We start from the raw sequence: 24,408 nt of genomic DNA, 5'->3' as shown, positions 1-24,408 counted from the left end.
CTAACGCTCCCGTGTCAGCCAGCGCTGGATGAGTGAGATCGCCAGCACGATCGCGAACAGGATGACCGAGATGGTCGAGCCGCCGGAGATGTCCTGCTTGCCGTAGCCGCGCTCGACCGCCTGGAAGACGAGGGTCTGGGTGCTGTCGAGCGGACCGCCATTGGTCATCACGTCGATCTGGGCGAAAAGCGCGAAGCCCTGCATGGTGATCACGACAAGGACAAGCACGGCGGTGTTGCGCAGGCCCGGCCAGGTGACATAGCGGAAGGTCTGCCATCTCGAAGCCCCCTCGATGGCGGCGGCCTCGTAGAGCGTGGGGCTGATCGTCTGCAACCCCGCTAGCCAGATGACCATGTGGAAGCCGACGGCCTGCCAGATCGACATGGCCATGACTGCGGACAGCGCCGTCGAGGGATTGCCGAGCCAGTCGACGGGCTGGAAGAGGCCGAAGGTGAGGGCCTGGAGGATGCTGTTCAACAGCCCGTTCTGGCCGTCATAGATGAACCGCCAGAGGAGCGAGACCACGACGATGGAGACCACCACCGGCATGAAGTAGATGGTCCGGAACAGGTTGATGCCCCTGACCTTGTGGTTGATCAGCAAAGCAAGCATCAGCGCGAGGCTGCCCTGTACCGGCGCCACGACCAAAACGAACAGGAAGGTGTTTACCAGCGCCTTCATGAACACAACGTCGTTGGCGATGACGACCATGACGTTCTCGCCGGACTGCCAGCGAAACCACTCGCGCATGCCGCGATACTGAGGATAGTCGTCGCTACGGGTGATCTCGCGCAGGCGGGGATACTGGATTTCGCCGGCCTCGTTTCGGATCATTTCGCCAGCATCGTTGCGCTCTGGCTCGAGGGTCACCACCGCAAGGCCGAGGAGCTGCCGATAGTTTTCCAACCCGACGAACTGGGTGGGGTTTGGTGACAGCAGCCGCTGATTTGTCAATGACAGCCCGATCGCGAAGAAAAACGGCAGCACGATGAATGTGAAGATGAGTGCGAAGCCCGGCAGGACGAATGTCCAGCCCGCCCGGTTCGACAGGGTCAGTTTCGACGCCATTCGCGGTATCCGCCCAGCAAGCCAGAGAGGGTGGAGTCCGCGGCTGGCGAGGACCCCGGCGCGACAGAACTAGCGGTGACCGTAGCCACCATTGCTTTCGATGTCGGCGTCGATCTCGTCGACCGCCGCGTCAAGCGTGTCGGCCACGTCGGCGCCATTGGCGATATCGGCCAGTGCCTTGGTGAAGACCTTGGCCTGGACCACGTAGCCCGGGGTGACCGGGCGCACCAGGGCTTGTGCCTTGGAGAGGTCGAAGAACACCGCGAGCGGGCCGCCATCCTTGTAGTTCTTCGTCATCTGCGCCGCCGATGGCGTCGGCGGGATCAGGCCGATGCCGTCGGAGAAGGCGGCCAGGTATTTGTCCTGCGCGGCGAACTTGATGAACTCGGCAGCGCCTTCCGGATGCTTTGACTTGGCCGACACGCCGAATTGCCAGGATCCCGCGCCGATCTTGTTGCCGGCGCCGAAATCGGGGGCTGGAAGGAAGACAACGTCATCCACGGCTTCCATCGTCGCCACCGCGCGCCAGTTGCCGTTCCACTGGAAGGCGAACTTGCCGCCGATGAAACCGGTCTGCTGATCGGCCGGGTCCTCGCTGGTGCCAGGCGCATAGCCTCCGCTGAACAATGATTGCCACCACTTGCCAAAGGCCTGCGCAGCCTCGCCGTTCAGCGCGCCTTCCGCGGTCTTGTAGATCGAACGGTCGACAATGTCTCCGCCGAAGCTCTGCAGGAACGGCGAGAAGGCGTAGGAATACCACTCGGCCTGGTCGTTCATGCCGAGATCAAGGGCAAATTCAAACTTGCCGGATGCCTTGGCGGCCTCGAGCGCAGCCATGAATTCCTCTCTCGACCAGGGCTTGTCGAGGGTCGGGGTGCGCAAGCCCAGCTCGTCCAGCGTCGATTGGCGTGCAAAAAGCGCCACCGCCGCATCCCACAGACCGACCGAATAGAGCTTGCCGTCCCACACGCCCTTGGTGCCGGGCAGGAAGTCGGCGAACTCGCTCTCGTCGATCGGCAGCGGCTGCAGATAGCCGGCCCAGGCCCAATTGGGCATGACCGGCCCGTCCACATCCAGGATGTCGGGCAGGTTGCCCGCCAGGGCCGCCGCCGCGACGGAATCGTTGTAGCTCTTCTCGGGGAAGCTCTCGATGGTCACCGTCCAGTCGGACTGGCTGGTGTTGAAGTCGGAAATGATCTGGTTGAGGATTCGCGACTCCACCTCATTGCCGGCGCCGTGATACCACATGGTCAACTTGGTCTGCGCCAGCGCGGGTGCACACAGACAGGTCGACGCGATCACCACACCGGTGAGGTGTTTTGTCAGTTTCATCTGATATTCCTCCCTTTTGACTTAAGGACGCTGGCTGGATCCAAGGCGAGGCCGCCAAGACAGCGGGCCGGGAAGCCAGCGCTCAGTTTCGGGTCGGCCGCTACGGGCCCTTGATGGGGCCCAGCAATGTTCGCGGAAGCCGGACGCATTTGCAATTGCGCAGTTTCACCTGGTCGGAGCAGGAGGTCGACGGCGATTTCCCCTCGTCAGTTCCCGGGCCACTGAGATAGCAGTTCACCTAGGACGATTTTATCGTCCGTCAACTTTCTCCCGGCCGCGTTCAATGTGCAGCTTGAGCGATTCCAAGGGTAACGAGCGCCTTGGGATGTGTCCCCGGCTGCCTGGCGAGTCGTATGACCAAGTCATGGCAAACCTGGCGATGAGGCGGAAGTGCGAAGCGTAGGCGGCTCCGAAGCGGATGGTAGCTTTGTACCGGAAGCGGGTATTGGTGGGCGATGCAGGGATTGAACCTGCGACCCCACCCGTGTGAAGGGTGTGCTCTCCCGCTGAGCTAATCGCCCGCTCGTTGCCCGAAGGCCAAGCGCGCCGCGATATAAGGGAGGCCGGCCGGGGAAGTCAAGGCGATGTGCTGGCGTTCCGACGAAGACCGAATGCAACCACGCCGGGAGCGGTCCGGTCGCCGTCGCGCTCAGTGCCCGGCAGCGGCAATCAGGCGTTCGGCCAGACCAAGCGTCAGCGCATCGAAATGCGAGATCACCGCCGACGGTTCGAATTCGCGCACATGGCGGTCGGTGTAGCCGAAATCCACCGCCACCACGGGAATGCCGGCCGCCTTCGCCGTATCGATGTCGGTCTGCGAATCACCGACCATCAGCGCGCGGTGCGGATCGCCGCCGGCGAGCACGATGGTTTCGGTCAGATGGCGCGGGTCGGGCTTGCGGAACGCAAACGTGTCCTGACCGCAAATCGCCGCGAAATGCTTCGCCAGGCCGAGCGCCTCGATCAGCGCCACCGAGTTGGCTTCGTATTTGTTCGTGCAGACGGCCAGGAGATAGCCAGCCGCCTCGAATCGCGCGATCGTCTCGACGACGCCGGGGTAGGGGAGCGATTTGCCCGGGATGTTGTCGGTGTAGTGATCGAGGAACAGCTTTAGCAATCGGTCGTGTTCCTCTACCACCAGCGATCTCTGCTGCGCTGCGTGCGCGCGCTCGATCATCACCCGGCCGCCATGGCCGACGAAGCGCTTGAAGCCGGCCTCGTCGACGGCTGCGAGTTCGCTGGCGGCAAGGCTGTGGTTGAGGCTGTCGAGCAGGTCCGGCGCTGTGTCGACCAGCGTCCCGTCGAGGTCGAACACGATGATCGGTCGGGTCATGGCATGTCCTGTGACGATTGCGCTGCCCGCAGGCGATAGCCGCTGCAGCCCATCCAGGCAAGCCGTGCCAACTCAATCCACAGGGCGTCAATCCACAGGGCAAAGTCTTTGACCGGACGGGCAAAGATGCTAGGAGCGCCGAAACAAGCGAAATCCGGGGCAAAGCATGGATGCGAGGCAACTGAAGGTCGAGGCCGCGCGGGCGGCACTTGCCCATGTCAGCGATGGCATGCGGCTTGGCATCGGCACCGGCTCGACGGCCGACGAGTTCGTGCGGCTGCTCGCCGAAAAGGTCGCCACCGGCCTTACCATTATCGGCGTGCCGACCTCGGAGCGCACCGCTATCCTCTGCGGCGAGCTTGGCGTGCCACTGTCGACGCTGGAAGAAACGCCCGAGCTCGACCTTACCATCGACGGCGCCGACGAGATCGATCCGGAGCTGACATTGATCAAGGGCGGCGGCGGTGCGCTGCTTCGCGAAAAGATCGTGGCGGCGGCTTCCGCCCGCATGATCGTCATCGCCGACCGTTCGAAGATGGTCGAGACGCTCGGCCGTTTTCCACTGCCGATCGAGGTCAACCCGTTCGGCCTGCGTGCCACGGAAATCGCCGTCGCCGCGGCAGCCGGAAGGCTCGGCCTTTCCGGCCCCGTCACATTGAGGATGACGGGAAGCCAGCCTTTTGTTACAGACGGCGGCCATTTTATCCTCGATGCATCTTTTGGCCGCATTCCGGATACAAGAGCGCTTTCGAATGCTCTCCATGCCATTCCGGGCGTGGTCGAGCATGGTCTTTTCATCGGGCTGGCATCAGCGGCCATCATAGCCGGCGACGGCGTCCAAACCGTCCATGCCGCCCGAAAACCAGGGAGTTCTATCGATCATGATGTTGCATAACCGGGTTCGCCGTTTTTCTGCAATTCTGGCAGCTTCAGCCGTCTTTGCGTTTTCATCGCCGGCGTTCTCGCAGGACGTCAGCGAAGGGCATCTTAAGGCAGCCCGCGCCGCAGTCGCGGCGATCGACGCGACGGACCCGTTCGACAACATCCTGCCGCAGGCCGCCGCCGCGCTTCAGCAGCAGCTTATCCAAAAGAACCCGGACATGCAGGAGCTGATCGGCAGAACGGTTAGCGAAAAGGCTCTGGCGCTGGCCTCGCGCCGCGCCGATCTCGAGAAGGAAGCGGCCCTGGCCTATGCCAAGGTATTTTCCGAAAAAGAGCTTACCGAAATCGCCGCTTTCTACAATTCCGATACCGGCAAGAAACTGCTCGACAGCGGCCAGGCCGTGACGCGTGAGCTGCTCAAGGCCGCCGAGATATGGCAGAACGGCCTCGCTCGCGACCTCGCCCAGCAGGTCGGCGAAACGCTGGCCGCGGCGGCAAAGGCCACAGCACCGTCAAATGCCGCGGCTCCTGCTGATGGCACGCAGCCGGAAGCACCGAAGAACTGAGCCTGTTTCCGGCGGCGTCATCGCTGCTGGACCGGAAAGCCCGCCTCCGTTGCGCGTCCGACAGGATGCGCGGCGTCCGGGCTTTTCTTTTGGCGGTTTGCAGCCTACCTGTCTCAGACATTTTGAAGGGCAAGGAGCCGCGCCATGGCCGTCTATGACTACGATCTTTTCGTCATCGGCGGCGGCTCCGGCGGGGTGAGGGCGGCGCGCGTGGCGGCGGCACTCGGCAAGCGCGTCGGCATCGCCGAGGAATACCGCTATGGCGGCACCTGCGTCATCCGCGGCTGCGTGCCGAAAAAGCTCTATGTCTATGCCTCGCAATTTCCCGAGCACTTTGCCGACGCCGCCGGTTACGGCTGGACCGTGCCGCAGGCGAGCTTCGACTGGCAGACACTGGTTGCCAACAAGGATCGCGAGATCAGCCGGCTGGAAGCTATCTACAGGAAAAATGTCCAAGGCGCCGGCGGCGAGACGTTTCAGTCACGCGCCATGCTGGTCGATCCGCATGCGGTGCATCTTCTCGGCGAGGACCGCACCGTCACCGCCGACCAGATTCTCATCGCCACCGGCGGCCGCCCGGCACCGCACCCGGCTCTGCCCGGCCATGAGCATTGTATCTTTTCCAACGAGGCCTTCGATCTCAAGGAATTGCCTGACGCGATCATGATCGAGGGCGGCGGCTATATTGCCGTCGAATTCGCCAACATCTTTCACGGCCTCGGCGTCGACACAACGCTGGTCTATCGCGGCAAGGAGATCCTCTCTCGCTTCGACATGGATCTCAGGCGCATGCTGCACGAGACGATGGAAAAGAAGGGGATAAAAATCCTCTGCCATGCCGTGTCCGAATGGGTCAGGAAGCGTCCCGACGGGCGCCTCGACGCTGTCGTCACCGGTGGCAAGGTGCTGACGGTCGATCAGGTCATGCTCGCCATCGGCCGTCTGCCCAATACCGAAAACATGGGGATTGAGGGCGTCGGCATCGAGATAACCAGGACCGGCGCTATCCATGTGGACCAATATTCGCGCACCAGCATCGACAACATCTGGGCGATCGGCGACGTCACCAACCGCGTGCAACTGACGCCGGTGGCGATCCATGAGGCGATGTGTTTCGTCGAGACCGCCTTCAAGGACAACCCGACCTCGCCCGACCATGAAACGATCGCCACCGCGGTGTTCTCGCAGCCCGAGATCGGCACGGTCGGCCTGTCGGAAGACGAGGCCATAAAGCGTTTTTCCGACGTTGAGGTCTACCGCGCCAGCTTCCGGCCGATGCGCAACACGCTGTCGGGCCGCGACGAAAAGATGCTGATGAAGCTGGTGGTCGACGGCGCCTCGAAAAAGGTGCTCGGCGCCCATATCCTCGGGCCTGATGCCGGCGAGATGGCACAGCTTCTCGGCATTCCGCTGAAGGCCGGGCTGACCAAGGATGACTTCGATCGCACGATGGCCGTGCACCCGACTGCGGCGGAAGAACTCGTCACCATGTACAAGCCGACCTACCGGGTGAGGGACGGCGAGCGCGCCTGACGTTTTGCCCGTATCGTCACCAATGGTGCATCTATGCACCAAGGCAATGGTGCAGCGCCACTCGACCGCAGATCACCAATCCGATGCGACACTGTGCAACGATATTCTGTTCGCCGCTATTTCTGCCTGATGCGGCGAGGGAAGCGCAGCCATCTTTCCTCGACCGGCCTTGTTTCCTCGACTGGCCTGGGGTGCGCGAGAATGGTGGTGAGCTCGACCGGCAGGCTCGGCGCCAGCGGCTTTTTGGTCGCGACGCCGTCCGCGATGGCAACGATGCTGTGGTAGAATTCGGCGCCTGAAAGCGACCTTGGCGGCACGGCCTCGTGCATGATCGAGATCACCATGACATCTGGACAATTGTCCTTGATCGCTTGATGGAAGGCAATCTTCCCTTCCGGATCGAGCGCCCCGGTCGCTTCGTCGAGGAACAGCAGCCCCGGCTGCTGCAGCACGATACGAGCGACAACCAGCTTCTGTTTCTGGCCGCCCGAAAGCACCTGGTCCCAGCTCATTCCGTCACGGCTTTCATCGGTCATGTGTTCGATGAAATCGCCAAGGCCGGCTTTGTGCAGAGCCGATGCAACCTGCGTGTCGGTGTGATCGCGCTCTGAACCGGGCAGGCAGACCAGTTGCTTCAGCGAGACCTGCTGCAGCTTGACCTCCTGGGCGGCATAGAAACTTTCGACCCCTTCCGGGAAGACGATGGAGCCGCGGCCATAGGGCCACAGGCCGTTGATCGCCTTGATCAGCGATGTCTTGCCGCAGCCGGATTCGCCCTTCAGGAACGTCCACTCGCCACGCCGGAAGCGCAAATTCGCAGCACTCAGGAAGGGGGTGGCGTCCTCGCCCTGGTGGGCCAGCTCGAGTTTCTGGATGGTCAAGCCGAAAACCGGGTTCTGACGGTCGTAGCGGAAATCGGAACAGCCGGTGAGACTGTAGAATTCCTGCGGGTGTTGGACGTTTTCGATCGCGTTGGCGAGTTCGGTCACGCGTAGGCTGTTGGCGCGCAGCGCCGCAATGGAAGGCATGACATGGATGAACCACGAACATTGATTGATGAGTGAGTTGACCATCTCGGAGCCCGTTATGTAGCCCTTGAGGTCGAAACGGTTGTGGATATAGGGCACCAGGCCCGGCGCATAGGCGACAATGCGGGCGCCGATGAAAGTGTAGACCAGCTCGAAAGAACGATAGCTGGTGTGGACGATGTTCAGCCTTGCCCAGGTGCGGTCGATGTCGACATAAAGCCGTTCGTGCATCGTCTTTTGCACATTCTCGCCCTGAGAGGCGGCGACATGGAAACTGCGGCGCAGGAACGTGGTCAGCTCGCCGCGATAACTGCCTTCGGATTGCTGCATCCGGATGTTGATCCGTTCCAGCAACCTGCCGAGCTTCACCGCGATCCAGGTGTTCAGCGGCACGTAAATGGCGACCGCCAGGAAAGCCAAGACCGCGCTGCCATAGCTGCCGAGGAACTCCAGCCCTTTCACCTCTGCCGAGGTTTCAAGCAGTTTCCGGCCGACGAAATAAAGCGATGTGGCGACAGCCATCACCCCGATGGCGAGGCCGATGGCTCCGCCGGTCATGTCCTTGATCGATTCCTGGACACGCTGGTCGATGTTGTCGGGGGCAGCAGCGCCGGAGGAACCGTGCTGAGCATGGAAATGCGTGTGATTGGTGTCGAGAAGCGCTGCGTTGAAACGGCTGTCCAGCCAAGCGCGCCATTTGCGATGCAGCGTCGCGGAAACAAAAGTGCGGATGCCGGTAAAGCCCGCGTCCTTGAGCACGACCAGAAGGATGAGCACGCCGGCGTTGGTGAGCAGGGATGCGAGCGGCGTGGTGTTCGCGGCATCGTGGTAGAAGGCAATCGAGTTGACCAGTTCCCCGGATGCTTCGGCGAACCAGACGCCAGCCTTGCTGGAGAGCGCGGTAAACAGGGCGATGACCAGCGTCAGCGTCCAGGCCTCCACCCAGCGGTCCGAGAACCAGTAGGCCCGCATCAGTCCCCAGAAGCTGCGCATCGAGGAAACTGGTGTCAGGAGCGGCGGCCTTGCGGCACCGCGGAGCCATTTTTCCGATATTGAATGTCGCCCTGGTCTACCGACCCGAATCACAATCCCGCCCAACCCTCTTTTAGTTTTGTTACAGACAGTAACACCAATTGATCATTTTCAATTATCTTTTCTCGGGCTTGTGGAGGATGAACCCCTGGCCGTTGCCATTAAGCAACAGCGGCAACGCCTTGCGAGGTCGCCCTCGACGCAGATTATCCGTCTAATATCAATGAGTTGCTGATTCACGTGTGCAAGCGTCAGCATCTTCCCCAAGGGAAAGCTTTTTGCACAGTTTTGTTATGGGAAGAGCGTGATCGATCGGCCGATTTTTATGCTGCGGAAGACGAATCGACGCAAAGCGCGCCGTCATCCTTGTTGCCATATCGACCTGGCGGCAGCCGGAAAGTGACCGGAGGGCGTTGGCCCGGAGGGCGTGGCTGCTTTGGCAATGTCGCCAAAGGCGCCTATGGAAGGACGTCCATCAGTTCGCTTTCTCCAACTCGCCCCGCGCCTTCGCCGCCGCAACCTGGCGAATGGCGTCGGTGAGCGTGTCAACGTCTTGCGCGCCCATCACCGCATACTTGCCCTCAAGCAGAAAGCACGGCACTCCCGTGATACCCATGCTCGATGCGGTGGCGATTTCGGTGCGCACCGCCTCGACATCGGCGTCCGTCGGCAAAAGCGTCTCGACGACGGACGCATCCATGCCGGCCTCGCGGGCGGCGTTGATCAGCACGACATGATCGCCGAGATTGGCGCCTTCCTCGAAATTCAACTGGAACAGACGTCGCACCAGCCGGTTCTGCATGACCTCGCCGGCGGCACCAGCCCAGCGGATGACGCGGTGCGCGTCCAGCGTGTTGGGCGCGACCTTTATGGCGGCGAAGGCGAAGTTGATGCCCTCGGCTTCGCCCAATGGCTCGATGCGGGCGTGGATCTCGCTGACGCGTTCGTCGCTGCCGAACTTGGCCATCATGTATTCGCGGCGATCCTTGCCTTCGGGCGGGATGGTTGGGTCGAGCTGGAACGGCCGCCAGCGAATATGCACCTTGACCTCGTTTGCCGCGGCGATCGCCTTGTCGAGCCGCTTCTGGCCGATGAAGCACCAGGGGCAGACGACGTCGGAGACCACATCGACGGTAATCGACTTCTCGTCGCTCATCTTGATCTCCTGTTCCGAAGAGGTCACTTCGGCTTGCGCCACCATGTCGGCAGTCGATAACCGGATATGGGGGTCTTTCGCGGATGTTCCAGATAGCTCCAGTAGGCGAGCCATTGCTGCGTGTTGTGCTGCATCGGAACCATGTAGTGGCCGGAGATCAACAACCTGTCGAGGACCCGGACGGCGGCAACATAATCTTCGCGGCTGCGGGCGTCGACAATCGCCTCAAGTGCTGCATCAATCGCCGGATCGGCGACGCCGGCAAGGTTGAACGACCCTTCGGCATTGGCGGCAGCCGATCCCCAGCGCCCGAACTGCTCGATGCCCGGCGACAGCGAGTTCTCGAAGCCGCTGGCGCCGATCAGCACCTCGAAATTGAAACGTTGCTTACGTGACTGGATCTGGTCGCCGTCAAGGCTGCGGATGGTGACATCGATGCCGATCTTCGCAAGCGTGCGCTGGTAGATGGCGGCAAGGCGCTCCTCGTTCTGGGAGGCGGTCAGGATCTCGAAGCCGAAGGGTTTCTCCTCGGGATCGAGCATCACTCCATCCTGCAAGGCATAGCCCGCGCCCTTGAATATGTCGAAGGCGGCTTTCAGCACCTTGCGGTCCTGGCCCGAGCCGTCGGTGACAGGTGGCCGCCAGGTGCCGTCCATGACATCGGCTGGCACACGACCCGGGTAGGGCGCCAGGAGCGCCTTTTCCCTGTCGTCGGCCGGATGGCCGAGTGCCGACAACTCGGAATTCTGCCAATAGCTCATGGTGCGCATGTACTTGCCGCCAAACAAGTTCTTGTTGGCCCATTCGAAGTCGTAGAGCATGCCGAGCGCGCGTCGAACCACCGGATTGGAAAACTTCTGCAGCCGCGTGTTGAACAGGAACCCCGTCACCACTGGCGGGATGCCGGTGTCGAACGTTTCGGCGATCACGTCGCCCTTGTGGAAGGCCGGGAAGTCGAGATCTCGCTCGCGCTTGACCGGATCGCTGTCGTCAGCGATGGCGCAGATGCCTTTCTTAAAAGCTTCCAGCTTGGCGTTGGCGTTGAGGAAATATTCGATGGTGATCTGGTCGTAATTGTCGAAACCGCGCTTGGCGGGGATGTCCTTGCCCCAATAATTCGGGTTGCGCTTGAACACGATGCGCTGGCCAGGCGCCACATGCGCCACGGTGTAGGGGCCGCTGCCGATCACCGGTTTCAGCGTGGTCCTGTCGAAGGTCGCCTTGTCGAAAGCGTGCTTCGGCACGATCGGCGTCATCGCGATAACCAACGGAGTCTCGCGATTAGCCTTGTCGTTGAATCTAAAGCGCACGCTGCGGTCGCCGGTCTTTTCCAGTTTGGCGACCATGCTCATGCGGGCGCTGTAGGGTGGCCGGCCTTTCTCGGTAAAGACGTCGTAGGTGAACAGCACGTCTTCCGCAGTCACCGGTTGACCATCAGACCATTTGGCCCTCGGATCGAGGTGGAATTCGATGCTCTTGCGCTCCGGATCAATGTCGGCAGTGTCGGCAAGCAGGCCGTAAAGACTGAAGGCCTCATCGTCGTTGCGCTGCATCAACGGCTCGAAGACGAGATTGCCGAAAATCCTGTCGATCATGCCGCGTGCCGTCGTGCGCAGGCTCTTCAGGATGAACGGGTTGAGATTGTCGAAGCTGCCAACGACGCAATAGGTGATGCTGCCGCCCTTCGGCGCATCGGGATTGACGTAGTTGAAATGCGCATAGTCGGCCGGCAGCGCCGGCTCGCCCTGCATGGCGATCGCGTGTTTCGGCTCCGACAAGGCCGGCTGGGGCGAAAGGGTGATAATCGCGGCGATCAGCCAAACAAGAACGCGGCCCATGACCGTCTCCTTACCGGGTCGGCTTGATGATTCGGAGCGCACCCTAACATGAGCCGACCGCCTCCCGGCTAATCGCCAGCTCAAGAATTGCGGGCATCGGGCTGGATTCGGCACCGCTTGCAGTGTAACACGCCGTTCGAAGTCATTCTGTTGCCTCATTTCGACAACAGTTAGCTGGACCACACGGCGCGAAGAAGCCGGTCCCGGGATCATTTGAGAGGAAGTGCACGATATGACGAGCCTGAACAGCAACGCGTACCGCCTGTCGGTCATGGCCGCTGGCGTGGTCGGCTTTTTGGGCGCACAGCTTCCCGCTGCTCTTGCGCAGCAGCAACAGCAGATTCCGCAGGGCTGGTTCAAAGCCTGCACCAAGCAGGAAGACGTCGACATCTGCAATGTCCAGAACATCACCACCGCCGGCAACGGCCAGCTCGTCACCGGCGTCAGCCTGATCGAATTGAAGGGCAAGGTAAACCGCAAGGTGTTCCAGGTGACGGTTCCGAGCGGTCGCCTGATTCCTCCCGGCATTGGCCTCCAGATCGACACCGCGAAGGCGCAGAAGCTCGACTATGTGATCTGCTTCCCCGACCGCTGCGTGGCGGAAGTGCCGCTGACCGATCAGCTCATCAGTTCCTTCAAGAAGGGTTCGAACCTGACGCTGACCTCAGTCAATTTCCAGAACCAGCCGAACCCGATCAAGGTCGCTCTGACCGGCTTCAGCGGCGCCTTCGACGGGCCGCCGCTGCAGCAGTCGGACATCGAGGATCGGCAGAAGAAGCTTCAGGATTTCGTTGCCAAGAACAACCAGGACTTCGCCAAGAAGCTCAAGGAAGAACAGGACAAGGCGAAGACCGCCAACTGATTCCTGAGCAAACAAGACAATTTCTCAAGCCAACAAAAAGCGGGGTCATGCCCCGCTTTTTTGTTCCGTCCGGCCATTTCTAGGCCCGCAATCGCGTCAGGTCCCCGCGATTTTCGTCAGCTCAATGTCTTGACTGGCGTCTCGGCTCGTAGCGTCCGTCCGGCCTCTTGTCGAACATCTCGCCGATCTCCGGATGCCGCACCGGTTCACCAGACCGGTCCTCGAGCAGGTTCTGCTCAGACACATAGGCGATGTATTCCGTTTCCGAATTCTCGGCGAGCAAGTGGTAGAAGGGCTGGTCCTTGCGCGGCCGCACATCCGCCGGGATCGCCTCGTACCATTCGTCGGTGTTGGCGAATTGCGGGTCGACATCGAAAATGATGCCGCGGAACGGAAACAGCCGGTGGCGGACCACCTGTCCGATCGAAAATTTGGCTGTTTTCATCATGGTACTCACCACTAAGTCCTAGAGTGCCGCGTCCTTGGAATGCGCAAAGACTCCCTAAGACCTTGAATTTACGCGTTACGCTTCAAAAAATCGAGCCCGACTTATGGCTGATACCTGACCTATTTGACGCAGACGCCGCATGATTTCAATGCCGAACGCTTGACGCCACGCCAACTACGGGCCAGCCCGCCCTGTGCTAGCGCCGGATCTGTTTCCTTAAGCCGCCGGCGAGCGCTGCAAAACCACTGCCGGGCCGCAGCCCCTCGCGCATGAAAAAGGCGCGGAGCGGCGCGAATCCGCCGAGCACGCCAAGGCCAGCACTGCGCGCCATCTGTGCCGGCAGCATCTGCGAGAGCAGCGATTTGTTGAGCAGGTTGACCGCATTGCTGCGCGCCAGGATGTCGGGCCGGCGCTTGAAATCATAGGCTGCGAGGGCCTTGACGGCGCCCGGGTCATCCCTGTTTTTGCAAGCAATTCCAATCAGATCATCGATATCCCTGATACCAAGGTTGAGACCTTGTGCGCCGATCGGCGGAAACACATGGGCGGCTTCGCCGACAAGTGCGACCCGGTTGCGCGCGAAGCACCGCGGCGTCACGCCGGAAAGCTGGTAGATCTGCCGGCCGGGTTCGACGGAAACCCGGCCCAGCATCGATTGCATCCGCTGTTCGACGCGCATCGAAAGCGCCGCGTCGTCCAGTGCGGCGAGTTCCTTCGCCGTTTCCGGCTCTACCACCCAGACAAGGCTGGACCGGTTGCCGGGCAGGGGAACCTGGGTGAACGGGCCGGTCTCGGTGTGGAACTCGGTCGACGTGAAAGAGTGGTCGCTGCGGTGGCCGAAATTGAGAACCAATGCCGCCTGCGGATAGGACCGCGCCGACGTCGAGATGCCGGCAGCCTCGCGGGCCGGCGACAAACGGCCATCGGCAGCGACGGCCAGCGATGCCGTGATCTCGCTGCCGTCAGGCAGGATCGCATGCGCATGGTCGCCGTCCAGGCGCCAGGTCTCCACCATCGCTTTTCGCCATTCGATGCCGGAATGGGCGGCAACAACACGGGCAAGTGCGGGGTTGAGCGCACTATTGGGTAAATTCAGCCCGAACTGCTGCTCGCCGATTTCGCTGGCGCGGAAAATGACCACCGGGCTGCGGATCAGCCGGCTGGTTGCATCGACGATGCGCATCACCCTCAGCGGTGCGGCCTGGGACCTCACCGCATCGAGGACGCCCAACCGCTCGAGGATCTTCAGGGCCGGGTTCATCAGGGCCGTCGTGCGGCCGTCCTGGCCATTTGCCTCGGGTCCGACGAGCGTCACGGGAAAGCCGGCGTCTGCGAAACCAAGCGCTGCAATCAGCCCTGCCGGGCCACTGCCGGCCACCAGTATCCGTGCTGTTTCCCGACGGTCCAATTCGGCTTCCCGGTTGCGATGCGAGGCGGTCGGTCCGACCTGAGGAGCATATAGATCAGATCATGCGGCTTGATCAACGCGGCGATTCGGCCCATTCGACTGCCATGACCGCCGAAGACCATGATTTCAGTCATCTCGACCGTTTCGGCCGCGCAGCGGCGAGCGTCTCGCGCAATCCTCGACTGGCGGTGAACATCGTTTTGGGCGCAGCCGTCGTCCTGGCATGGCTGCTGCTTGGCGCCATGGCCATACGTGGCGCCGAAAGCCGGGTTCCGGGCGTGGATGCACCCGGCGACACGATGCTCAGGCACCTGCCGGGGCTGCCGCTGCCGGATCTTCTCGAGCGCTTCTTCAGCCTTTGTCTTGCACCTGCGCCGCTCGACGGCGGCGTCGGCGCGCAGGCCGGAGCGCTCATCGTCATGTGGTTCCTGATGGCGGTCGCCACCATGCTGCCTTCGGCGGCACCGATGATCCGCACCTATTGCGAGATTGCCGATACCGCGCGGATCAAGGGCGAAGCGGTCGTCCATCCGCTGATCCTGGTCGCCGGTTACCTCAGCGTGTGGTTGGCTGCGTCGGCAGTGTTTGCGGCGCTGACGCTCATCGTTCACGCCTTCGCCTCATCTGTGCAGATGCTCGATCCGGTGGTCGGAGCGACAGGAGCGGCTGCGCTTCTGGTTGCTGGCCTCTATCAGTTCAGCGGCCTGAAGGAAGCCTGCCTGACAAAATGCAAAAGCCCGTTCTCGATCCTGTTTTCGAACTGGAGCGCGAGGCCCGGCCGCATTTTCCGGCTCGGCATGGAGCAGGGCGTCTGGTGCCTCGGCTGCTGCTGGGCGCTGATGCTGGTGATGTTCGCCGTCGGTGTGATGAACGTGTTCTGGTTGGCGTTGATCGGCCTGTTCACCTTGATCGAAAAACAGACGGCGGGCAGGCTGCCAACCCGGGTCGCCGGTGCGATACTGCTTGTCTGGGCAACCGCCCTGCTAGTAGTCTCGGCATAGGGAGAGAATTCTATGGCGGATCAAGGCTGGGCAATGAAAGGAGAGTTGGTGCTCTCCTGCAATTGCACGGTTTTTTGTCCTTGCGTGCTCTCTCTCGGCAGTCATCCGCCGACCGAGGGCTATTGTCAGACCTGGGCGGGGTTCCGCATCGACGCCGGCCATTTCGGCGAGGTCGAGCTTTCCGGCCTCAATCTTGGGCTGGTCATGGAAATCCCCGGCTATATGAGCCGCGGCAACTGGACCGCCGGACTGTTCATCGACAAGCGCGCCTCAGTCTACGCGGTAAAGGCGCTGACCAGGATTTTCACCGGCAAGGCTGGCGGGACCACCTCGCTGCTCTCCATCCTGGTCGGAAAGTTCCTCGGCGTCGAGCAGGCGCCGATCACCTATGAGACGCGCGACAGGACCCGAATCTTCCAGATCCCGAAGATCATCGATGGAGCCGTAACGCCGATTTCCGGCAAGGACCGCGACAAGGATACGGTGATCAGCAATTCGGAGTACTGGATCGCACCGGAAATCATCGTCGCCAGGTCCGACAAGAGCAAGATGCGGGCCTTCGGCCGCAACTGGAATTTTGCCGGCCGCTCGGCCGAAATCTGCAAGCTGGACTGGCGGGGCCCGTGAGCAAAAAAACAACGGCCAGAAAAATCACGGCCGGAAAAATCACGGCCAGGAAAATCGCCGACAAGATTCCGAGGCCGAAGAAGAAAGTCACATGGCCGCAGGCGCGCGCGTTTTCGGTGCATCTGCTGACCGCATCAGGCTCGTTCCTGGCGTTCCTGTCGCTGGTGGCGGCGAGCGAGCAGCGCTGGACGGCGATGTTCTGGTGGCTGGGGCTGGCGCTGTTCGTCGACGGCATCGACGGGCCGATCGCAAGGAAGCTCGAGGTCAAGGAAATCCTGCCAACGTGGTCGGGCGAACTCCTCGACAACATCATCGATTACGTCACCTATGTGCTGATACCGGCCTTCGCGCTTTACCAGCGCGGCTTCATGGGCGAGGGCCTGTCGTTCCTGTCGGCGGCGATCATCGTCGTGTCGAGCGCGATCTACTATGCCGACACCGGGATGAAGACCAAGGAGAATTTCTTCAAGGGGTTTCCCGTGGTCTGGAACATGGTGGTGTTCACGCTGTTCGTCATCGAGCCGGGACAATGGGTTTCCTTCGCCGTGGTCGTGGTGGCCGGCATCCTGACCTTTGTTCCGATCAATTTCATCCACCCGGTGCGGGTGGCGCGGCTGCGGCCGATCAACCTTGGCATGACGCTGCTATGGTGCGCTTTCGGAGCGCTGGCGCTGGCGCAAGCAGCTCTTGCCGCCTTCTACGACCAGATCGGCGTCCTGGGCGAGCAGGTGAGTGTCTTCACCAAGATCGGCATCACGGTCACCGGACTTTACCTCGCATGCATCGGCGGTATCATGCAGCTCTTTCCAACGCTCGGCGCCAAGAAAACCTGATCCCATAGAGTCTGGTCCCAAGAGAGCCTCATCAATGTCCAAAGCAATACGCATCCACGCCCATGGCGGTCCGGAGGTCCTGACCTATGAGGACGCCGATCCGGGCCAACCCGGCTCGGGGCAAATCCTGGTCAGGCACACGGCGATCGGCCTCAATTTCATCGACGTCTATCATCGCTCCGGCCTTTACCCGCCGCCAGGCGGTTTCCCGCTGATACCCGGCGGCGAGGCGGCCGGGGTGGTGGTGGAAGTGGGCGCGGACGTCGACTGGCTGAAGCCGGGCGATCGCATCGCCTACGCCGTGACGACTGGCGCCTATGCCGAGCAGCGCGTGATCGCGGCCGATCGCGTCGTCAAGGTGCCGGACGGTATCAGCGACGAACAGGCGGCGGCCATGATGCTGAAAGGGATGACGGCGGAATACCTGCTGCGCCGTACTTTCAAGGTGAAGGCGGGCGACACGATCCTGTTTCACGCGGCGGCCGGCGGCGTCGGGCTGATCCTCGGCCAATGGGCCAAGCATCTCGGCGCAACCGTGATCGGCACCGCCAGCTCCGCCGACAAGATCGAGCTCGCCAAGGCGCATGGCTTCGACCACGTCATCAACTACCGCGAGCAGGACTTCGTCGCCGGCGTCCTCGCCATCACCGGCGGCAAGAAGTGCGACGTCGTCTATGATTCGGTCGGCAACGACACCTTTCCGGCTTCGCTCGACTGCCTGAAGCCGCTCGGCATGTTCGCCAGCTTCGGCCAATCGTCGGGACCGGTCCCGCCGTTCAGCATGTCCTTGCTGGCGCAGAAAGGTTCGCTGTTTGCAACCCGTCCAACACTGTTCGTCTACAACGCCAGGCGCGAAGACCTGGAGGCGTCCGCCGCCGCGCTGTTCGAAATCGTGCTCAGCGGCGCGGTCAAGATCAAGATCAATCAGCGCTACGCGCTCCAGGACGCCGGCAGGGCGCATTCCGACCTCGAAGGCCGCAGGACGACCGGGACAACCATTTTTGTCCCCTGAGCCTTGCCATCGCTTGGAGCGACCTGCGTCCACTTGGACGCACAAAAGCACGCTCTGACATTTTGAATCTGCGCATCGTGCTTTCCGAAAATCGATTTCGATTTTCCGGCCGATGCGTTAGGTTTCCGCTGAAATTCTTGAAGCTCTTTCAAGACGGGTGCCGCTTTGCGATGACAGCAGGCCACGCATACCATGCCTGCGGGAACACAGAACATATCTGGCAAACCAGATGGGAGGCACTGTGAGTGCAAATCAGGACGACGCCAACCTGCTTGAGGTTCGTGGCCTTACCAAGACGTTCGGCACACTGACAGCGTGCGACCATATCGATCTCATCGTCGCAAAAGGCGAAATCCATGCGTTGCTCGGCGAGAACGGCGCCGGCAAGTCGACGCTCGTCAAAATGCTGTTCGGAACGCTGGAGCCCAATTCGGGCGAGATTTTCTGGAACGGCCAGGCGGTCACGATCACCAATCCCGGCTTTGCGAAGAAGCTTGGCATCGGCATGGTGTTCCAGCATTTTTCGCTGTTCGAGGCACTGACGGCGGCCGAGAACATCGCGCTGTCGCTGGACGACGGTTCGCCGATCAGCACGATCGCCGCGAAGGCGAGGGCGCTTTCCTATAGCTACGGCCTGCCGCTCGATCCGCAATCGCTGGTCGGCGACCTCTCGGTCGGTGAGCGCCAGCGTATCGAGATCATCCGCTGTCTGCTGCAGACGCCGCAGCTCATCATCCTCGACGAGCCGACCTCGGTGCTGACGCCGCAGGAAGCCGACAAGCTGTTCGAGACGCTCGAACGGCTGCGCTCGGAAGGAAAGTCCATCCTCTACATTTCGCACCGGCTGGAAGAGGTCAAGCGTATCTGCGACCGCGCTACCGTGCTGCGCCACGGCAAGGTCGTTGGCCATTGCAATCCGCGCAAGGAAACCGCGGCATCGCTGGCGCGCATGATGGTCGGCAACGACGTGCAAGCCGTGGTGCGCGCGCCGGCCCAGGGTATCGAGACTGCGCAGCCGCTGCTTGAAATCCGCGCGCTCAGCCGCAAGCCCGCAACGCCGTTCTCGATCCCGCTCAGAAACATCAACCTGGCCGTACGCGCCGGCGAAGTGATCGGCATTGCAGGCGTCGCCGGCAACGGCCAGGGCGAGTTCTTCGAATCCGTTTCCGGTGAGGTGCCGCAGCAGGATGCCGCCTCGGTGCGTATCCGCGGCAAGGACGCCGGCCACCTCAGCATCACCGGCAGACGGCTGATGGGCGCTGCCTTCGTGCCGGAAGAGCGGCTCGGCCACGGTGCAGCACCGCGCATGAAGCTTTCGGAAAACCTGCTGCTGTCGCGCCATGCCACCGACGGCAAGGTTTTTGTCGGCGCCGGCGGAATGGTCAAAAGCGATGCGATCTATGCAGCTGCCCAACGCATCATCAAGGCGATGGATGTGCGCAAGAGCTCTGCGGACCCGGAGGCGGCAGCGCTTTCAGGCGGCAACCTGCAGAAATTCATCGTCGGCCGCGAACTCGACCGCAGGCCAAGCGTCATGGTCGTCAATCAGCCGACCTGGGGCGTCGACGCCGGTGCGGCCGCCCATATCAGGCAGACGCTTATCGAATTGGCGCGCAGCGGCTCGGCAGTGCTGGTCATCAGCCAGGATCTCGACGAATTGTTCGAGATATCCGACGCGATCGCGGTGATGCACAATGGCGAGTTGTCGAAGCCTTTGCCGATCGCCGAGGCGACGTTCGAAAAGATCGGACTGCTGATGGGCGGGGCCGAGCCGGGCCACGCCGAACACGCTCTGGAGACGTCATGATGCGCCTCGAACTCGTCAAACGGCCGCAGCGCTCGATGCTGTTCTCGGCGCTGTCGCCCTTCATTGCATTCGTGCTGACGATCATTGCCGGCGCCATCCTGTTCGCGCTGCTTGGCGTCAATCCCTTGAAGGCGTTCCAAATCTATTTCCTCGAGCCTGTCAGTCAGGTCTGGCAGCTGCATGAGCTGGCGATCAAGGCGGCACCGCTCATCCTGATCGGGGTCGGCCTGTCGGTTTGCTACAGAGCCAACATCTGGAACATCGGCGCGGAAGGCCAGTTCATCCTGGGCGGCATCGTCGGATCGAGCATTCCGGTGCTGTTTCCGCAGTTTGAAGGGCCGCTGGTGCTGCCGCTGATGCTGCTGTTCGGCATGGTCGGCGGTGCCGCCTACGCCGCCATTCCCGCCCTGCTCAAGGCGCGCTTCAACACCAACGAGATCCTGACCAGCCTGATGCTGGTCTATGTCGCGCAGCTGTTCCTCGACTGGCTGGTGCGCGGGCCGTGGCGCGATCCGAAGGGTTTCAATTTCCCGCAGACGATACAGTTCAACGACTCGGCGATATTGCCGGAATTGATGCCGGCCTCCGGCCGCGCCAATTGGGGTTTCGTGTTCGCGCTGGTCGCGGCGGTGCTGGTCTGGATCCTGATGAGCCGCATGCTGAAAGGCTTTGAGGTCCGCGTGCTCGGCTCAAGCCCCAGGGCAGGGCGCTTCGCCGGCTTCGGCATCCACCGGATGGTGTTCTTCGCCTTCATGCTGTCGGGGGCACTGGCCGGACTTGCCGGCATCTCGGAAGTCTCCGGCGCCATCGGCCAGCTGCAGCCGGTGATTTCGCCCGGCTACGGCTTTGCCGCCATCATCGTGGCGTTCCTCGGCCGGCTCAATCCATTAGGCATTGTCGCGGCGGGCCTGGTGCTGGCGCTGACTTATCTTGGCGGCGAGGCGGTGCAAAGCGCGCTCGGCATCTCCGACAAGGTGGCGCGCGTGTTCCAGGGCATGCTCCTGTTCTTCGTGCTCGGCTGCGACACGCTCATTCACTACCGCATTCGTCTGATCGGCCTGGCTGCGCCGACGCTTGAAGCCGCGCCGAAGCTGGAGGAGGCCCGCTGATGGACATCACCGTCAACATTCTTTTGACCATCGCAACCGCGGCGACGCCTTTGCTGATCGCGGCGATTGGCGAGCTGGTGGTCGAACGTTCCGGCGTGCTCAATCTCGGCGTCGAAGGCATGATGATCATGGGGGCGGTCGGCGGTTTCGGCGCCGGCTATCTCACCGGATCGCCATGGATCGGGTTGTTGGCGGCGATCGCCCTGGGTGCGGTGTTTTCACTGCTGTTCGCCGTCATGACCTTGTCGCTGGCCACCAACCAGGTTGCGACCGGCCTGTCGCTGACACTGCTCGGCCTGGGGCTTTCCGGCATGATGGGCACCAGCTTTGTCGGCCAGCCCGGCGCGAGGCTGCCAAACCTCGACATTCCCGGCCTGACAGCGATGCCCATCGTCGGCAGGTTGCTGTTCGGCCAGGACCCGATCTTCTACATCTCGATTGCATTGACCGCCGCCGTCATGTGGTTCCTGTTCAAGACCCGCACCGGACTGACGCTGCGCTCGATCGGCGACAGCCACACATCGGCCCATGCACTTGGCATCAAGGTCATCCGCTACCGCTATCTGGCAGTGATCTTCGGCGGCGCCTGTGCGGGCCTTGCCGGGGGCCACCTGTCGCTGGTCTATACGCCGCAATGGGTGGAGAACATGACCGCCGGGCGCGGCTGGATTGCGCTGGCGCTGGTCGTGTTCGCATCATGGCGGCCATGGCGGGTGCTGGCGGGCGCCTATATCTTCGGCGCGGTCTGGATCGGCCAGCTTCATGCACAGGCTTTCGGCATTCCGGTTCCCTCGCAACTGCTTTCTTCGTTGCCCTATCTGGCAACCATCGTGGTTCTCGTTCTAATCTCGCGCAACAAGCGTTTGACGATGATGAACACACCGGCTTCCTTGGGGCAGCCATTCGTTCCGGATCGCTGACGATAAAAAGACAAACGGGAAGCTCCAAGGCTTAACTCAGAGAGGTAACACGATGAAAAAACTGCTTATTGCGCTGATGACCGCGGCGGCGGCATTGTCGCTGGCGGCGACCGCCGAAGCGCAGGAAAAGCTGAAAGCCTGTTGGGTCTATACCGGCCCGATCGGTGATTTCGGCTATTCGTACCAGCATGACCAGGGCCGCCTGGACGTGGAGAAGGCGCTCGGCGACAAGGTCGAGACCGCTTATCTGGAGAACGTCTCCGAGGGTCCCGATGCCGATCGTGCCTTCGAGCGCCTGGCGCGCGAAGGATGCAAGATCATTTTCGGTACGTCCTTCGGCTTCATGGACCCCGAAGTGAAGGTCGCCAAGAAATTCCCCGACGTGATGTTCGAACACGCGACCGGCTACAAGACATCAGAAAATCTCGGCATCTACAACGCACGCTTCTACGAAGGCCGCTACATCCTCGGCCAGATCGCCGCCAAGCAATCGAAGTCGGGCGTCGCCGGCTACATCGTTTCGTTCCCGATTCCCGAAGTGGTGATGGGTATCAATTCCTTCATGCTCGGCGCCCAGTCGATCAAGCCGGATTTCAAGGCGAAGATCGTCTGGATCAATTCATGGTTCGATCCGGGCAAGGAAGCCGATGCCGCCAAGGCTCTGTTCGACCAGGGCGCCGACATCATCGTCCAGCACACCGACTCGACCGCTGCCCTGCAAGTCGCCGAAGAGCGCGGACTGCAGGGCTTCGGCCAGTCTTCGGACATGATCAAGTTCGCCCCCAAGGCGCAGTTGACCTCGATCGTCGACGATTGGGGCCCGTACTATATCGGCCGGGTGAAGGCCGCGCTCGACGGCACATGGAAACCCGGCAATGTCTGGCTGGGCATCAAGGACGGCGCCGTTAAAATGGCCCCTTACACCAACATGCCCGACGACGTGAAGGCGATGGCGGAAGCCACCGAGAAGAAGATCGTCGAAGGATGGAACCCGTTCACCGGCCCGATCGCCAAGCAGGACGGCACGCCGTGGCTGAAGGAAGGCGAAGTCGCCGACGACCCGACGCTGCTCGGCATGAACTTCTACGTCAAGGGCGTCGACGACAAGCTGCCGCAGTAAGCGCAAGATGGGCCAAAATCTTGACAGGAAGGGCGCCGCGCGGCGCCCTTTCGTTTAGCAAGAGCCCGAAATAGGGATCGATTTCGGGAAGGGTCATGCGCAAAATCAGGTGTTATGTTATGCGGCGTCCTTTGCCGCCCGAAAGGACGCGGCGCCGTAGGGCGAGATGCGGTCAGACCGCTGAGCCGTAAAGATCGTAGGCGTCGGCACGGTCGATCTTGACGGTGACGACATCGCCGGCGCGCAACGGACGCCGCGACTGGATATGCACCGAGCCGTCGATTTCGGGTGCGTCGTATCTGGTGCGGCCCTTCGCCGAGGTGCCATGCGCCTCGTCGATCAGCACTGGCAGACGCTTGCCGACCTTCCTGGCGAGTTGCGTTGCCGAGATCTTCTGCTGGCGCTGCATGAAACGGTGCCAGCGCGCCTCCTTGATCTCCTGCGGTACCTGTTCGAGGCCGAGGTCGTTGGAGCGGGCGCCCCTGACCGGCTCGTATTTGAAGCAGCCGGCGCGGTCGATCCTGGCTTCGTCCAGCCAGTCGAGCAGCATCTCGAAATCGTCGTCCGTCTCGCCGGGGAAGCCGACGATGAAGGTGGAGCGGATCGCCAGATCCGGACAGATTTCGCGCCAGCCGCGAATGCGGTCGAGCGTCTTTTCGCCATGGGCGGGCCGACGCATGTTCTTCAGCACTCGCGGCGAGGCGTGCTGGAAAGGAATGTCGAGGTAGGGAAGGATCGTTCCTTCGGCCATCAGCGGGATGACATCGGCGACATGCGGGTAGGGATAGACGTAGTGCATGCGTACCCAGACGCCGAGCTTGCCGAGTTCCTCCGACAGATCGAGGAATTTGGCTCGCACTTCGCGATCGCCGAACATGCTGGTCTGGTATTTGATGTCGATGCCGTAGGCGCTGGTGTCCTGCGAGATCACCAGGATTTCCTTGACGCCGGCCTTGGCCAGTTTCTCGGCCTCGCGCAGCACGTCGGCCGCCGGCCGCGAAACGAGATCGCCGCGCAACGCCGGGATGATGCAGAACGTGCAGCGGTTGTTGCAGCCCTCCGAAATCTTGAGATAGGCATAGTGGCGCGGCGTGAGCTTGACGCCTTGCGGCGGCAAAAGGTCGACATAGGGATCGTGGCTCGGGGGCGCGGCCTCATGCACCGCAGCCATCACGCTCTCGTAGGCCTGCGGACCGGTGATGGCGAGAACGTTGGGATGTTTTTCGCGGATGACGTCCGGTTCGGCGCCGAGACAGCCGGTGACGATGACCCTGCCGTTCTCCGAAAGGGCGGAGCCGATGGCATTGAGCGATTCATCGCGAGCCGAATCGAGAAAGCCGCAGGTGTTGACGACGACCAGATCGGCGCCGTCATGCTTGCGCGCGATCTCATAGCCCTCGGCGCGCAGGCGCGTGATGATGCGCTCCGAGTCCACGAGGGCTTTGGGGCATCCAAGGCTGACGAAACTGACGCGAGGGGCAGACATTTGCGGT

21 protein-coding genes and 1 tRNA gene are annotated in these 24,408 nt (G+C 61.9%); 12 read left to right on the top strand and 10 right to left on the bottom strand.

What is annotated here, in order from left to right; all coding sequences use genetic code 11:
- From AC0L2Z_RS17355 to AC0L2Z_RS17340, 4 genes are all read right to left on the bottom strand, one after another.
- Entirely contained in the window at positions 1 to 1,068 is a 1,068-nt protein-coding gene (locus AC0L2Z_RS17355; protein ID WP_128172530.1) for a carbohydrate ABC transporter permease, read from the bottom strand.
- A gap of 69 nt (positions 1,069 to 1,137) precedes the next feature.
- Complete coding sequence (locus tag AC0L2Z_RS17350; protein ID WP_473628860.1) at positions 1,138 to 2,400, bottom strand: ABC transporter substrate-binding protein; 1,263 nt, start codon at positions 2,398 to 2,400, stop codon at positions 1,138 to 1,140.
- Positions 2,401 to 2,846: 446 nt separating this feature from the next.
- A tRNA-Val gene (locus AC0L2Z_RS17345) sits at positions 2,847 to 2,921 on the bottom strand.
- A 128-nt stretch (positions 2,922 to 3,049) separates the two neighbouring features.
- On the bottom strand, positions 3,050 to 3,733 hold the full coding sequence (locus AC0L2Z_RS17340) for a phosphoglycolate phosphatase (RefSeq protein ID WP_023801851.1): 684 nt from the start codon (positions 3,731 to 3,733) through the stop codon (positions 3,050 to 3,052).
- A gap of 166 nt (positions 3,734 to 3,899) precedes the next feature.
- Here AC0L2Z_RS17340 and rpiA point away from each other — a divergent pair, with 166 nt between their 5' ends.
- The 3 genes from rpiA to gor all read left to right on the top strand — a co-directional run bounded on the left by rpiA (position 3,900) and on the right by gor (position 6,714).
- Positions 3,900 to 4,628, top strand: a complete 729-nt coding sequence (rpiA, locus tag AC0L2Z_RS17335; RefSeq protein ID WP_023801850.1) for a ribose-5-phosphate isomerase RpiA — start codon at positions 3,900 to 3,902, stop codon at positions 4,626 to 4,628.
- Positions 4,615 to 5,181, top strand: a complete 567-nt coding sequence (locus tag AC0L2Z_RS17330) for a DUF2059 domain-containing protein (RefSeq protein ID WP_023801849.1) — start codon at positions 4,615 to 4,617, stop codon at positions 5,179 to 5,181. The genes rpiA and AC0L2Z_RS17330 overlap by 14 nt, the downstream gene beginning before the upstream one ends.
- Before the next feature lie 144 nt (positions 5,182 to 5,325).
- Positions 5,326 to 6,714 (top strand): glutathione-disulfide reductase, encoded by a 1,389-nt coding sequence (gene gor, locus AC0L2Z_RS17325; protein WP_473628859.1) that lies wholly within the window; start codon positions 5,326 to 5,328, stop codon positions 6,712 to 6,714.
- Between the two features lie 116 nt (positions 6,715 to 6,830).
- Here the strand turns inward: gor and AC0L2Z_RS17320 are convergent, their stop codons facing one another.
- From AC0L2Z_RS17320 to AC0L2Z_RS17310, 3 genes are all read right to left on the bottom strand, one after another.
- On the bottom strand, positions 6,831 to 8,735 hold the full coding sequence (locus tag AC0L2Z_RS17320) for an ABC transporter ATP-binding protein/permease (protein WP_473628858.1): 1,905 nt from the start codon (positions 8,733 to 8,735) through the stop codon (positions 6,831 to 6,833).
- 514 nt (positions 8,736 to 9,249) lie between these two features.
- Positions 9,250 to 9,930, bottom strand: a complete 681-nt coding sequence (locus AC0L2Z_RS17315; RefSeq protein ID WP_473536549.1) for a DsbA family oxidoreductase — start codon at positions 9,928 to 9,930, stop codon at positions 9,250 to 9,252.
- Positions 9,931 to 9,953: 23 nt separating this feature from the next.
- Complete coding sequence (locus AC0L2Z_RS17310; protein WP_473536548.1) at positions 9,954 to 11,768, bottom strand: extracellular solute-binding protein; 1,815 nt, start codon at positions 11,766 to 11,768, stop codon at positions 9,954 to 9,956.
- Between the two features lie 232 nt (positions 11,769 to 12,000).
- Between AC0L2Z_RS17310 and AC0L2Z_RS17305 the strand changes: the two genes are divergently transcribed.
- Positions 12,001 to 12,630, top strand: a complete 630-nt coding sequence (locus AC0L2Z_RS17305) for an invasion associated locus B family protein (RefSeq protein WP_023801844.1) — start codon at positions 12,001 to 12,003, stop codon at positions 12,628 to 12,630.
- Positions 12,631 to 12,751: 121 nt separating this feature from the next.
- Here the strand turns inward: AC0L2Z_RS17305 and hspQ are convergent, their stop codons facing one another.
- Both hspQ and AC0L2Z_RS17295 read right to left on the bottom strand, forming a co-directional pair.
- On the bottom strand, positions 12,752 to 13,075 hold the full coding sequence (hspQ, locus tag AC0L2Z_RS17300) for a heat shock protein HspQ (RefSeq protein WP_023801843.1): 324 nt from the start codon (positions 13,073 to 13,075) through the stop codon (positions 12,752 to 12,754).
- Positions 13,076 to 13,274: 199 nt separating this feature from the next.
- A complete protein-coding gene (locus AC0L2Z_RS17295) occupies positions 13,275 to 14,486 on the bottom strand; it encodes a UbiH/UbiF family hydroxylase (protein WP_473536546.1) in 1,212 nt (403 codons plus the stop codon).
- Between the two features lie 62 nt (positions 14,487 to 14,548).
- Between AC0L2Z_RS17295 and AC0L2Z_RS17290 the strand changes: the two genes are divergently transcribed.
- The 8 genes from AC0L2Z_RS17290 to AC0L2Z_RS17255 all read left to right on the top strand — a co-directional run bounded on the left by AC0L2Z_RS17290 (position 14,549) and on the right by AC0L2Z_RS17255 (position 22,915).
- Positions 14,549 to 15,487 carry a DUF2182 domain-containing protein gene (locus AC0L2Z_RS17290; RefSeq protein WP_287342571.1) on the top strand — a complete coding sequence of 313 codons (939 nt, stop codon included), beginning with the start codon at positions 14,549 to 14,551 and terminating at the stop codon, positions 15,485 to 15,487.
- 12 nt (positions 15,488 to 15,499) lie between these two features.
- A complete protein-coding gene (locus AC0L2Z_RS17285; protein WP_023801840.1) occupies positions 15,500 to 16,114 on the top strand; it encodes a DUF1326 domain-containing protein in 615 nt (204 codons plus the stop codon).
- Positions 16,111 to 16,947 (top strand): phosphatidylcholine synthase, encoded by an 837-nt coding sequence (pcsA, locus tag AC0L2Z_RS17280; protein WP_023801839.1) that lies wholly within the window; start codon positions 16,111 to 16,113, stop codon positions 16,945 to 16,947. Before AC0L2Z_RS17285 ends, pcsA begins: the two co-directional genes overlap by 4 nt.
- Positions 16,948 to 16,981: 34 nt before the next feature.
- Positions 16,982 to 17,959, top strand: coding sequence for a quinone oxidoreductase family protein (locus AC0L2Z_RS17275; protein ID WP_473536545.1), 978 nt, complete (start codon positions 16,982 to 16,984; stop codon positions 17,957 to 17,959).
- 229 nt (positions 17,960 to 18,188) lie between these two features.
- Positions 18,189 to 19,766, top strand: a complete 1,578-nt coding sequence (locus tag AC0L2Z_RS17270) for an ABC transporter ATP-binding protein (protein ID WP_473628857.1) — start codon at positions 18,189 to 18,191, stop codon at positions 19,764 to 19,766.
- A complete protein-coding gene (locus AC0L2Z_RS17265) occupies positions 19,763 to 20,875 on the top strand; it encodes an ABC transporter permease (RefSeq protein ID WP_128169542.1) in 1,113 nt (370 codons plus the stop codon). Before AC0L2Z_RS17270 ends, AC0L2Z_RS17265 begins: the two co-directional genes overlap by 4 nt.
- A complete protein-coding gene (locus AC0L2Z_RS17260) occupies positions 20,875 to 21,795 on the top strand; it encodes an ABC transporter permease (RefSeq protein WP_128172541.1) in 921 nt (306 codons plus the stop codon). Before AC0L2Z_RS17265 ends, AC0L2Z_RS17260 begins: the two co-directional genes overlap by 1 nt.
- A gap of 52 nt (positions 21,796 to 21,847) precedes the next feature.
- Positions 21,848 to 22,915, top strand: a complete 1,068-nt coding sequence (locus AC0L2Z_RS17255; protein ID WP_023801834.1) for a BMP family ABC transporter substrate-binding protein — start codon at positions 21,848 to 21,850, stop codon at positions 22,913 to 22,915.
- Positions 22,916 to 23,087: 172 nt separating this feature from the next.
- On the opposite strand, the gene rimO is transcribed toward AC0L2Z_RS17255, so the two are convergent.
- Positions 23,088 to 24,401, bottom strand: coding sequence for a 30S ribosomal protein S12 methylthiotransferase RimO (gene rimO, locus AC0L2Z_RS17250; RefSeq protein WP_023801833.1), 1,314 nt, complete (start codon positions 24,399 to 24,401; stop codon positions 23,088 to 23,090).
- Positions 24,402 to 24,408 lie beyond the last annotated feature (7 nt).

Source organism: Mesorhizobium sp. WSM4850 (assembly GCF_055811735.1).
The sequence above is the reverse complement of the archived record's forward strand: the minus strand, read 5'-3'. Positions and strand labels throughout refer to the sequence as shown.

Excerpts from the sequence above, each read along its gene's own strand:
- AC0L2Z_RS17355 (WP_128172530.1), bottom strand. The coding sequence starts at position 1,068 with ATGGCGTCGAAACTGACCCTGTCGAACCGGGCGGGCTGGACATTCGTC.
- AC0L2Z_RS17350 (WP_473628860.1), bottom strand. The coding sequence starts at position 2,400 with ATGAAACTGACAAAACACCTCACCGGTGTGGTGATCGCGTCGACCTGT.
- AC0L2Z_RS17340 (WP_023801851.1), bottom strand. The coding sequence starts at position 3,733 with ATGACCCGACCGATCATCGTGTTCGACCTCGACGGGACGCTGGTCGAC.
- rpiA (WP_023801850.1), top strand. The coding sequence starts at position 3,900 with ATGGATGCGAGGCAACTGAAGGTCGAGGCCGCGCGGGCGGCACTTGCC.
- AC0L2Z_RS17330 (WP_023801849.1), top strand. The coding sequence starts at position 4,615 with ATGATGTTGCATAACCGGGTTCGCCGTTTTTCTGCAATTCTGGCAGCT.
- gor (WP_473628859.1), top strand. The coding sequence starts at position 5,326 with ATGGCCGTCTATGACTACGATCTTTTCGTCATCGGCGGCGGCTCCGGC.
- AC0L2Z_RS17320 (WP_473628858.1), bottom strand. The coding sequence starts at position 8,735 with ATGCGCAGCTTCTGGGGACTGATGCGGGCCTACTGGTTCTCGGACCGC.
- AC0L2Z_RS17315 (WP_473536549.1), bottom strand. The coding sequence starts at position 9,930 with ATGAGCGACGAGAAGTCGATTACCGTCGATGTGGTCTCCGACGTCGTC.
- AC0L2Z_RS17310 (WP_473536548.1), bottom strand. The coding sequence starts at position 11,768 with ATGGGCCGCGTTCTTGTTTGGCTGATCGCCGCGATTATCACCCTTTCG.
- AC0L2Z_RS17305 (WP_023801844.1), top strand. The coding sequence starts at position 12,001 with ATGACGAGCCTGAACAGCAACGCGTACCGCCTGTCGGTCATGGCCGCT.
- hspQ (WP_023801843.1), bottom strand. The coding sequence starts at position 13,075 with ATGAAAACAGCCAAATTTTCGATCGGACAGGTGGTCCGCCACCGGCTG.
- AC0L2Z_RS17290 (WP_287342571.1), top strand. The coding sequence starts at position 14,549 with ATGCGGCTTGATCAACGCGGCGATTCGGCCCATTCGACTGCCATGACC.
- AC0L2Z_RS17285 (WP_023801840.1), top strand. The coding sequence starts at position 15,500 with ATGGCGGATCAAGGCTGGGCAATGAAAGGAGAGTTGGTGCTCTCCTGC.
- AC0L2Z_RS17275 (WP_473536545.1), top strand. The coding sequence starts at position 16,982 with ATGTCCAAAGCAATACGCATCCACGCCCATGGCGGTCCGGAGGTCCTG.
- AC0L2Z_RS17270 (WP_473628857.1), top strand. The coding sequence starts at position 18,189 with ATGGGAGGCACTGTGAGTGCAAATCAGGACGACGCCAACCTGCTTGAG.
- AC0L2Z_RS17265 (WP_128169542.1), top strand. The coding sequence starts at position 19,763 with ATGATGCGCCTCGAACTCGTCAAACGGCCGCAGCGCTCGATGCTGTTC.
- AC0L2Z_RS17260 (WP_128172541.1), top strand. The coding sequence starts at position 20,875 with ATGGACATCACCGTCAACATTCTTTTGACCATCGCAACCGCGGCGACG.
- AC0L2Z_RS17255 (WP_023801834.1), top strand. The coding sequence starts at position 21,848 with ATGAAAAAACTGCTTATTGCGCTGATGACCGCGGCGGCGGCATTGTCG.
- rimO (WP_023801833.1), bottom strand. The coding sequence starts at position 24,401 with ATGTCTGCCCCTCGCGTCAGTTTCGTCAGCCTTGGATGCCCCAAAGCC.